The following is a 9,881-nucleotide window of genomic DNA, read 5'->3' as shown; positions in this document are numbered from 1 at the left end:
GGGGTGCTGCGACGGGGGCGGGACTTGGGTCGATTTGCTCGATTTTGGAAATTTGCACTCCGGCGGGGGTGCGGGCGCTGATGTCTTGCAGCATGGCCGACCACGGTTTAATTTGGTCGAATACTCCGGCTAATGCTTTGTATTCGCCGGTAATTTTGTCGGTTTCGGCGTTGATGGCTTTGATGGTGCTGGCTTGAGTGTTTAATTTTGCCAGTTCTTGGTTGAGGGTTGCTTGTTCTTTGTCTAAGCCGGTGTTTTCGTTGGTCGCCCACCACCAGGCGCCCATGACTGCGGCGTTGAGGCCGAAGGCAAACAGCAGCGCCCCTATGAGGGGCAGTTGGTCTTTGGCTCCACCGGAACTTCTTTTAGCTGAGCTTTTGGCTGCTGTGACTGGTTTGTAGTCCGGGCGATCGTTGAGAAAATTAATATCTAGGCTGTACATGGCTTCACTCGATTTTATAACTGAAGGAAGAAGTCATTAGTCATTGGTCATTAGTTATTGGTCATTAGTTATTGGTCATTAGTTATTGGTCATTAGTTATTGGTGCTGTTCTCCGCGAGCGAACGTTCTCAGTTATCAGTTATCAGGAAGAAGGCAGAAAAAACAAGGCAGAAAAAAGAAGGTCGGAGGAAGGCTTTAGCGATCGGCGCGAGGGAGTTTTGGTGGCAATCGACGGCTGAGGTTTGAGCAATTAAGAACGTCTTAACTGTGAGGGCGGTTGCTTTAAATGTGAAATTTTAGATTTTAGAGTGAGCGCCAGATTATCGGTACAAGTTAAGGGTTTATTTAGGGAATAAGGAAACAATTTTCTGCCTTTTTCCGCAGGAATTGGCTGCTTCTATCTCAGATATTCTACCTTTTACTTTTTACCTTTTACCTCCAATATTTTACCTTCTGCATCAGGGGTCTTCTTTTTTCGGAGGAAGCTTTTGCCTAAAATTCTCAAATCTGTTTTTCTACTATTATCTAAAACTGTTAGGTTAGAGCACCTCCCTGAGTCCTAAGCCTAGGGCTACTCCTAAGCCTGCTCGCTGTTCTGGGGTAATTTCTTGGCTGATTTCGAGTCCTAGGGTTTCGATGGGATCGACTTGGGATGCGGGCAAACTTAATCTCTGCATGAAAAATTCGTCGAGTTTGCCGATCGCGGCTCCGGGGCCTGCTAGCAGCAGTTGCGCTACTTCGAGTTCTTCGCTCTGGTTGAGGTAAAAGTCTACTGAGCGGCGCAGTTCGTCTGCTAGTTCTCCCAATACTTTAATCATGGCATTTGTGCCTGGATTGGCGTCTCCCGATGCGCCCATTGTATCCGTTACTGGCAGGGTCATGCCTTGCAGTTCGGTGGTGTCTCTGGTTGGGGGCAGATTCATGGCTTGGTTGAGGGCGGTCTGGATTTGGTAGGTGCCGATGGGGATGGTACGGTTAAATTGTGGTATGCCGTCCACTACTATAGCTAATTCGGTACTGTCAAATTCTATGTCTGTGAGGACGGCGGCTTCTTGGGATGAAAATTGTTGCAGTTGGTCTTTGAGGGTGCGAATCAGGGCAAAGCTGGTTACTTCTAGCACGTCTATGATCAGTCCGGCTTCTTTGAAGGTTTCGATGTATGTGTCGGTAACTTCTCTGCGGGTAGCTACTAATACCACTTGCACTTTTTCTACGCCGTCGTCATCTACAAATAGGCCGATTTTTTGATAGTCTACGTCGGCGTCTTCTCTGGGAAACGGCAAGTACAGCCCTGCTTCTGCGTTCATGTAATCCCGCAGTTCTTCTTCGTTGAGTTCTGCGGGAACTGGAATTAAGCGGATGACGGCTTCGCGGCCGGGAATGGCTGTGGCTACTTTCTTGGCTTTGATTTTGTTTTCGGCGAGGACTGACCGGATGAGTTCTGCCATTCCGGGCGGATCGACTATTTGCCCTTCTTGTATTATGTCTTCTGGTACTTCTATTGAGGCTAGGATACCTAATTTTAATGCCTGAGCTTTCTTTTCGAGCTGAATGATGTTGATGCGGTCTGGGGCTATTTCGATCCCGATTCCTGGCTGGCGTTGGGAAAGTAGACCTTTGAAAAAGTTAACCATGTGATTGGGTCGCCGGTAGTTGCTATTTGTTTATTTTGTGGTTGGCCAGCCTGACTCAGCCTTGGGCTGTTGGAGGGTGATACCATTTGGGATTTTCAATTAGGAATGACCCATCGGCCGGCGGGTTTGGATTGCTGGCCTAGACTGACTTTCTGTTTGAAACCTGGTATGTATTTCCAACCCGCCTGCTGTAATCTCGGTGTTCGCAGTGCCGTTGGCGGTGCTGCGCTGCAGGGTCTTGGTTGCGCGATCGCTAGTTCCGATTTTATGCTATCCAATTTACTTGACAATAGCTATTCTCCGGCGAATGTCAACAATTTTCAGCTCGATCGACCGAAAACCTGCCGGTGCGGCTGCAAAACCGACTCTCTTCCTCGCAGGACTCTGGCGCAACCAAGACTAGAACTTGACTCTCTGGTTTTCTCGGCGGGCTGTGCTTTTTTTTCTCTAACGGTTCCCATGATTCTGAAATTAAATTCTATGAAGCGTAAATCTTGGCAACTGTTTGCTGTTTTTGGGCTGGTGGGGCTGCTGCTGGCTGCGGTGGTGAGCTGCAGCAAGCCTGCTGTTAATTCCCAAACTAAGAATGCTAACGAAATCGAGTTCTGGACTATGCAGCTTCAACCTCAGTTTACTGAGTATTTCAATCAGACGATCGCTGATTTTGAAGCCAAAAATCCGGGCGTGAAGGTGCGTTGGGTGGATGTCCCTTGGTCGGCGATGGAAAGTAAGATTTTGGGTGCTGTTTCGGCGAAAACTGCGCCGGATGTGGTGAACCTGAATCCTGATTTTGCTTCGCTGTTGGCGGGGCGCAATGCTTGGCTGGATTTGGACTCTCGAATTTCTGAGCAAGTGCGATCGCTCTATCTGCCGAATATCTGGAAAGCTAGCGTACTTGATGGCAAGACTTTTGGGATTCCTTGGTATCTGACAACTGGGGTGACAATTTACAATACGGAGTTGTTTAAAAAAGCTGGAATTGCTAAGCCTCCCGCTACCTATGCTGAGTTGGCGTCTGTGGCGAAACAGGTGAAGGAGAAGACTGGTAAATTTGCTTTTTTTGCGACTTTTGTACCGGAAGATTCGTCGGAGGTTTTGCAATCTTTTGTGCAGATGGGTGTGCCTTTGGTTGATGCTAAAGGTAAGGCTGCTTTTAATACTGATAAGGGGAAGGCTGTTTTTCAGTATTGGGTGGATTTGTACAAGGGCGGACTTTTGCCGCAGGATGTTTTGGTGCAGGGACATCGCAGGGCGATCGAGCTTTATCAAGCTGGAGAAACTGCTTTGTTGGGTTCTGGGCCGCAGTTTTTAAAGGCGATCGCTGAGAATGCTCCGAGTATTGGTGCTGTCTCGTCTGCTGCGCCTCAAATTACGGGGGAAACAGGCAAGAAGACTGTGGCGGTGATGAATTTGGTTGTACCTCGCGACAGCAAGCGCCCTGATGATGCTGTGAAGTTTGCTTTGTTCGTGACAAATTCTCAAAATCAGTTGGCGTTTGCGAAGGTTGCTAATGTTTTGCCTTCTACGGTTGAGGCTTTGCAGGACTCTTATTTTAAGAGTGTTCCGGCTGATGCTGCTCCGAGCGATCGAGCTAGGATTGTCAGTGCTTCTGGCTTGGCGAAAGCTGAGTTGTTAATTCCCCCTCTCAAGGATGTTAAGAAGTTGCAAAAGGCGATTTATGACAATTTGCAGGCGGCGATGTTGGGGGAAAAATCCGTGGAACAAGCTGTGAGTGATGCGGCGACGGCTTGGGATCAAAGGTAGTTTTTAATTGAAGCTGGGGCGGCATTATTTTTTGCGATCGCCCCTTGCTTTTAAGGTTGAATTGTCCAGTCTTCCTGCACTAAATCGGGCACTTGCGAAAAATCTCGGTAGTTGCGCGTAACGAGGATAGCATTATTAGCAAGTACAATAGCAGCAATTCGCAAATCTTGCGTGCCGATGCGTATTCTTTGACGGCGGAAATCAGTGTAAATAGTGAAAGCATTCTGGTCAAATTTCAGAATGTTTAGAAGTCTGAAATCATCTAATGTATCCCATAGCTTGGTATAAGCCCATACTAATTTGTCTGCTTGCGAAGATTCAGAAGCGTTTTTAATAACCTTGAACCTGCCGCGAATTACTTCCTCTACTGTTACAATAGTTAAAGCAAGATTTTTTGGGTTAACCTCGACCCGCTGCACCATCATTGGATGATTCTGTTGCCAAAGGGAGAAACAATCCGTATCAAGTATGTATCGGCTCATTTTGTCTCAACCGCAGCGTCAATTTGACTGTAATAAGCTTCGGTTTCTGCATCGAGTTCGCGGCGATATTCTTCTATGTGTGCCAATACCTCATCGTATTGCGGATCGTTTTCATACTTACCAGCTAACCTCACCCAAGGATTGTTCGATCGACTAGAAGTGAGTTTGACAGAGACGATTTCTGCTTCGGCTAGCTGGGCATTTACTAAATCGTGAAGGTTTTGCAGTGCTTGCGATCGCGTCTCGCCAAAAGCTTTACATTCGGGCCATCCCAGCAACGCTGCACTGACGGTTTTGTCTGATTCGTTTTTAATGATTATGTGAGCAGTTGAGCTGTCGAGGTCGCCCCCAAAGTTAGTGCGATCGGCTGCGCGAATGTCGCAGGTAGCGTTACCTGTTAAGAGTGTTTTTGTCTTGACTGTATGCTCGGTGTTTTCCTGGCGCGACTTTTCTCTTTCTGCCATGATAAGCGGGTCTGCTTTGATAAGCGCGTCATAAAGTTTTTCCGTGTTTGGAAACTTTTCTCGTGCTGACCAGCTCGGCGAGTCAAGAGCTACCTTGACTGTAGAATCGATGTTTTCCTGACGCTGCTTGATTATGTTTCGCCTGAAAAGCTCCTCAAATAGTAAAGTTTGCTCTTGGGCTGGCAAAGCTTGTATATATTCAATTAGCGTTTGCACCGATATAAGGCTGCTCATAAACTTCTATCTCTAAATTTTTCCAAACTAACTTGTATTGTAACAAAAATTTGATATTTGGCATTTGGCATTAATCTTTTTTGCGATCGCCCCTTGCTTTTTGCTGCCACTTGACGTATTATTAAATAATGGGAATCCGTGCCGCCATATATATAAGCTTTTAACTTATTATCGAATGATGAAATTACCGCTTTTTCACAAGGCGGAGTCGGAGGATAACTCTGGACAAGTCAATCTCGACTGTTTTAGAGGTAAATGTTTATCGATAAATAAGTAAGAACGATCGCTCATCCCAGCAACCGGGTTTATTTATCCCGTGCGATCGCCTTTCTGAATGCAGCTTGATTGATGATTTATAGAAAAATAGCCTAAATCCCTCAAATATTCATAAATTTGACTTGTGTTAAAATCAAAGCTCCGATCGGAATAGGAGAAAATTCTTATGCCAGCGATGACACTCAAAGACTTAAACCAAGTTCAAACCCTTTTTTCCGAAGCTGGTTTAGATTACAAAATTGAACTAGAAGACGGGAGACTTTCAATTATGGGGCCATCAGACATCGTATCCAGTGAAATCAGTAGCCGTCTGATCGCCTTTCTTTTCGCTTGGATAAATCCCCGTCGCTTGGGGAGAGTGTTTGACTCCGCAGGCGGTTTCATTATGCCGGATACGAATGTCAAAGCACCGGATGTTTCTTTTGTGCGCGCCGCCCGATTGCGCCAAAGTCCGCGTTATTTTGGTGAACTTGTCCCCGATTTGGTGGTTGAGATTAAATCTCAGAGCGATCGCATTAAGCCGATAGAAACCAAGGTTTTGAAGTTTATCGAGTTGGGGGCGGTTGTCGGAATTCTGATCGATCCTGATGAAGAAACAGTGACTATTTATCGCTCTACAGGCGAACCGATTGTTTTAGGAAATGGCGATATTTTAACAGTAGCAGAACTTTTTCCCGGCTGGGAATTGCCCGTTTCGGAATTGTGGCCTCCTATTTTTACAGAGGAAGAAACGCAATTCTGATGCGTTTAAGCTTGGGATTGTTGTTGTTGCAGAAAGTAGCCGACGAGATACAGGGAACCGCAAAGGACTGTTAAATTGTCGCCTGCAACTGCAGCATCTAAGGCTGTTGTTAAGTCTGGGAATGCTTGACAAACTGTTAATTCAGGGCAGATAATTTGAGCAATGGCGGCTAATTCTGCGGGGGATGATGAGTTTTGATCTGGTACCGGAACTAGGTAAAGGCGATCGCCCTTTTTGAGTAAAGCTTGTAAAATATCATCGCAGTCTTTCGTCGCCAAAATGCCGATTACCCAGTTAATCGGGGACGCGGAACTGGTAAGATTATCTACGTATTCGCGCAGGGCGATCGCAGCAGCGGGGTTGTGAGCTCCATCTATTAATATTTTCTGATTTTTCCAGGTAGTTTGCTGAAGTCTTCCGGGCCATTGGGTTTTGGCGATTCCGTCGGCGATGGCGGTGGGGGAGATTTGCCATCCTAGGTTTTGGAGGGTGTGAAGAGTTGCAAGGGCGATCGCCGAATTCATTAATTGAATTTGTCCCAACAATGGCAATTGATATTTTATTTTAACCGAATTTTGACTTAACTGATATTCTGCAAATCCTTCTCCTAAATCTACCGCTGGTTTTACCCAAATTGCCGGACAGTCTAATTCTTGAATGCGTTTTTCTACTACTATTCTAGCAGATTCTGGCAATTCTCCGACAACTACCGGACACTTTGATTTGATAATTCCGGCTTTTTCCCCAGCAATATCGGCGACAGTAGGGCCGAGGATTTGCCAGTGGTCGAGGCTGATAGAAGTAATGACACTGACAAGGGGAGTTTCGCAAACATTAGTCGCGTCTAATCTACCGCCCAATCCTGTTTCTATCACGGCAATATCTGCTTTTTGTTCGGCGAAATACAGCCAAGCTGCAGCGGTGATGATTTCAAATTGAGTGGGATTTTCTGTGTTACCTTCTGCAGCGCTGACAACTTGTTCTAGACACTGTTGCAATGCTATTGTAGAAATTGGTTTTTGATTGATACAAATTCTTTCTGTCCAATCGATTAGGTGCGGGGATGTGTAGCGCCCGACTCGATAGCCTGCTTCTGCTAATACGGATGAGAGATAAGCGCAAACGGAACCTTTGCCATTTGTGCCGGCAATGTGGATAATGGGGACTTTTTGGTGGGGGTTGTCTAGTTTTTGGAGGAGTTGTTGGATTCTTTCTAGGCCGAGGTGTACGCCGAAGTGTTGGTAAGATTGGAGGATGGAGTTTGCATTCATTGAGGATGATAAATTCTGTTTGTGTGTGAATTATATTTTTTTTATTAACCGCAGAGGGCGCAGAGGGCGCAGAGGGAGAGAGGAAAGAGATGTTTATAATTGATTTATTGTAATTTGTTGCGGGTGAGAAAAGGTGGCTTTGGATATTATTTCTCTGTTTTCGGGTTGTGGTGGGTTGGATTTGGGTTTTCGGTTGGCTGGGTTTAATCCGGTTTGGGCGAATGAATATGATAAGTCTATTTGGGATACGTATAATTTCAATCATCCTGAAACTATTTTAGACCGCAGAGATATCAGAAAAATTAATTCTGATGAAATTCCCGACTGTATTGGGATTATCGGCGGGCCTCCTTGTCAAAGTTGGAGTGCGGCGGGTGCGAAACGCGGGATTGATGATTGTCGGGGTCAGCTTTTTTGGGAGTATATCAGAATTGTGCGGGACAAGCAGCCTTTGTTTTTCTTGGCTGAGAATGTTAGGGGTATTTTAGCGCCTAGAAATCGTGATGCTTTCACTTATATATTATCGCAGTTTGAGGCGATCGGGTATCGAGTTTCGTTCCAGTTGGTGAATGCTAAAAGTTTTGGTGTACCGCAAGATAGACAAAGGGTAATTGTTGTCGGTTATCGGGAAAATCTGGGTTTTGGTTTTGAGTTTCCCAAATCTGGAACGGATGTTTTGACGCTGGAAGATGCGATTTTTGACTTAAAGGCGATCGCCCCAATGTCAGTTAAGGGTAAAGTAGATAATTATCACGATGCTGTCGCGAATCACGAATGTGCAGATTTGGGGTTTTCGAGCATTTATATGTCGCGCAATCGAGTTAGAAGTTGGGGCGAACCTTCCTTTACAATTCAGGCGGGCGGCCGACACGCACCTCTGCACCCTCAAGCTAGTAAAATGATTTTGGTTGGCAAAGATAAGCGCATTTTTGACCCCAATTCCCCTCAACCTTACCGCAGGCTTTCGGTGCGAGAGTGTGCGAGAGTTCAGACTTTCCCGGATGAGTTTATCTTCAAGTACAAGTATATTGCGGATGGATACAAAATGGTCGGGAATGCTGTTCCTGTGAATTTAGCAAGAGTTTTAGCAAGTAAGATTTTTGAGGATATTGTCAACAGAAGCCGACCACCTACCAGTCGCTAGGGAATGAATTCCACAAGCCCTTTAGCGAAATTCCTGGCTATGAAGACTAATCTCAAATCCCTTGACATCAGAATTATTCATCTCCCTCTTCTCTTCCTCTGTGTCCTCTGTGGCCTCTGCGGTTTAATCATTCCGAATTATCTGTCATTGAAACTTAGTTAACTCACCGAGATTTTGCTGAATCGTATTTATGCCGCGAATATGAGACAGGGGAGAACCTCCGTACAAAAAACTATCCAAACTAATTTGATAATTTTGCTGCACCGCCAAATCCAGCCACAAATTCTTAAATGCTTCTCCCGGTTTGTAGTCGGGAATGTTGTGCTGATAGTAAGGAAAACTATCTATACAAGTGTTAAAAAAGTTCTTGCGGCCGCAATGCTTTAAATACTGATATCGCGGCTTAAATTCGGTTTGATTTTGCAAGACTGTATGAATAGTATCGGCTAAGGATTCCGGGTCAAATTTGGCGTAAAGTCCCGCACCTTCCGGGAAAACTGGCGAGTTTCCTCTGGCGTATTGGTTGAATTCTTCAAAACAAATTACTGGTACGTTGCAACTCATTGCTTCGGTAATTCCCCGATTTTTTCCTTCGAGGAGGGAACCGAGGACGAAGGCTTGGGCGCGCGAATAATATACAGGCATTTCGCTGTAGTAGTCAACTCGCGGTAGTAAGTTGATGTAGTCGGAGGGATTGCCTAAAATTGCTTCTACTTGGTGCCATTCTTTTAAGGCGAGTTCGTCGAGAGTATTTAGGTTATTAATATCAAATTCGTGACCGCTGACTACTGTTAATTTTATGGGTTTTTGCGGATATTTTTGGCGGTAAATTTTTAAGGCTTTAGCAATCGTTGGTAAATTTTTTTCTTCGGAAATTCGGGCGACGGCGAGGAGGTCGATGTCTTTGGCGGGGACGTTGCGCGGGGAAATTAAGTATTCGTTGATGAAGTCGGTGTCTTGTAGTGGTACGATTGGTTTGTTGGCGCGATTTGGATAAGTTTCGCGAAACCATTTATCTCGCTGCGGGTTTTTGTATAAACTAGAGTATGCGTCGGCGACAGGGGCCCAGGAATAGGAGATTCCGGGGGAATAGGTGAAGGATAAAAATACTGAGGAAAGTTGGGGAAATAGTTTGTTGATTAGTTCGACTCCTTCGCTTAAGTAAATTCCTTTGATGAATTTTCCTTCGTAAAATAGCGGGGGAAGCAAGACGTAGAAACTGACGGTATCGAAGCGGTGGGGTTGGTCTTCAAATATCTCCCAGCTAAAGGCATCTAAGTCTGCATAGATTTCGGCGATTGGTTTGTTGATGTGGGGGTTGCGTAAGTAGGGTTTTTGGCGATCGTAGTTTCCGCGTACCATAGAATTATTAGTGTGATTATTGAGTTTCTTTTTTTACCGCAGAGGGCGCTGAGGAGAGGGGGAGAG

Annotated in this window: 9 protein-coding genes; 3 read left to right on the top strand and 6 right to left on the bottom strand. The window is 45.5% G+C overall.

The genetic code is table 11. The annotated features are described in order from the left end of the window. Together IQ263_RS26835 and pilM are read right to left on the bottom strand one after the other, a co-directional pair. A partial coding sequence (locus tag IQ263_RS26835) for a PilN domain-containing protein (protein ID WP_370589128.1) occupies positions 1-442 on the bottom strand: 442 nt, incomplete at its 3' end. 539 nt (positions 443-981) lie between these two features. After that, positions 982-2,076, bottom strand: coding sequence for a type IV pilus assembly protein PilM (gene pilM, locus IQ263_RS26825; protein ID WP_194071107.1), 1,095 nt, complete (start codon positions 2,074-2,076; stop codon positions 982-984). Positions 2,077-2,556: 480 nt separating this feature from the next. Here pilM and IQ263_RS26820 point away from each other — a divergent pair, with 480 nt between their 5' ends. Beyond that, complete coding sequence (locus IQ263_RS26820) at positions 2,557-3,840, top strand: ABC transporter substrate-binding protein (protein ID WP_194071111.1); 1,284 nt, start codon at positions 2,557-2,559, stop codon at positions 3,838-3,840. A gap of 50 nt (positions 3,841-3,890) precedes the next feature. Here the strand turns inward: IQ263_RS26820 and IQ263_RS26815 are convergent, their stop codons facing one another. Continuing rightward, positions 3,891-4,322, bottom strand: coding sequence for a type II toxin-antitoxin system VapC family toxin (locus tag IQ263_RS26815; protein WP_194071106.1), 432 nt, complete (start codon positions 4,320-4,322; stop codon positions 3,891-3,893). After that, entirely contained in the window at positions 4,319-5,020 is a 702-nt protein-coding gene (locus IQ263_RS29000) for a hypothetical protein (protein WP_228050393.1), read from the bottom strand. The genes IQ263_RS26815 and IQ263_RS29000 overlap by 4 nt, the downstream gene beginning before the upstream one ends. Before the next feature lie 442 nt (positions 5,021-5,462). On the opposite strand from IQ263_RS29000, the gene IQ263_RS26805 reads away from it, so the two are divergent. Further along, positions 5,463-6,038: a Uma2 family endonuclease gene (locus IQ263_RS26805; RefSeq protein WP_194071105.1), complete on the top strand. Its 576-nt coding sequence runs from the start codon at positions 5,463-5,465 to the stop codon at positions 6,036-6,038. Between the two features lie 5 nt (positions 6,039-6,043). On the opposite strand, the gene IQ263_RS26800 is transcribed toward IQ263_RS26805, so the two are convergent. Further along, positions 6,044-7,309, bottom strand: coding sequence for a bifunctional folylpolyglutamate synthase/dihydrofolate synthase (locus IQ263_RS26800; protein ID WP_194071104.1), 1,266 nt, complete (start codon positions 7,307-7,309; stop codon positions 6,044-6,046). Positions 7,310-7,442: 133 nt separating this feature from the next. On the opposite strand from IQ263_RS26800, the gene IQ263_RS26795 reads away from it, so the two are divergent. Beyond that, complete coding sequence (locus tag IQ263_RS26795; protein WP_339384788.1) at positions 7,443-8,453, top strand: DNA cytosine methyltransferase; 1,011 nt, start codon at positions 7,443-7,445, stop codon at positions 8,451-8,453. 144 nt (positions 8,454-8,597) lie between these two features. Here IQ263_RS26795 and IQ263_RS26790 read toward each other — a convergent pair whose 3' ends face one another. After that, complete coding sequence (locus tag IQ263_RS26790; protein WP_194071103.1) at positions 8,598-9,815, bottom strand: glycosyltransferase; 1,218 nt, start codon at positions 9,813-9,815, stop codon at positions 8,598-8,600. Positions 9,816-9,881: the final 66 nt, after the last annotated feature.

Source organism: Tychonema sp. LEGE 06208 (assembly GCF_015207505.1).
GTDB lineage: Bacteria > Cyanobacteriota > Cyanobacteriia > Cyanobacteriales > Microcoleaceae > Microcoleus.
This window is presented reverse-complemented; position numbering and strand designations above follow the sequence as displayed.

Excerpts from the sequence above, each read along its gene's own strand:
- IQ263_RS26790 (WP_194071103.1), bottom strand. The coding sequence starts at position 9,815 with ATGGTACGCGGAAACTACGATCGCCAAAAACCCTACTTACGCAACCCC.
- pilM (WP_194071107.1), bottom strand. The coding sequence starts at position 2,076 with ATGGTTAACTTTTTCAAAGGTCTACTTTCCCAACGCCAGCCAGGAATC.
- IQ263_RS26820 (WP_194071111.1), top strand. The coding sequence starts at position 2,557 with ATGAAGCGTAAATCTTGGCAACTGTTTGCTGTTTTTGGGCTGGTGGGG.
- IQ263_RS26805 (WP_194071105.1), top strand. The coding sequence starts at position 5,463 with ATGCCAGCGATGACACTCAAAGACTTAAACCAAGTTCAAACCCTTTTT.
- IQ263_RS26815 (WP_194071106.1), bottom strand. The coding sequence starts at position 4,322 with ATGAGCCGATACATACTTGATACGGATTGTTTCTCCCTTTGGCAACAG.
- IQ263_RS29000 (WP_228050393.1), bottom strand. The coding sequence starts at position 5,020 with ATGAGCAGCCTTATATCGGTGCAAACGCTAATTGAATATATACAAGCT.
- IQ263_RS26800 (WP_194071104.1), bottom strand. The coding sequence starts at position 7,309 with ATGAATGCAAACTCCATCCTCCAATCTTACCAACACTTCGGCGTACAC.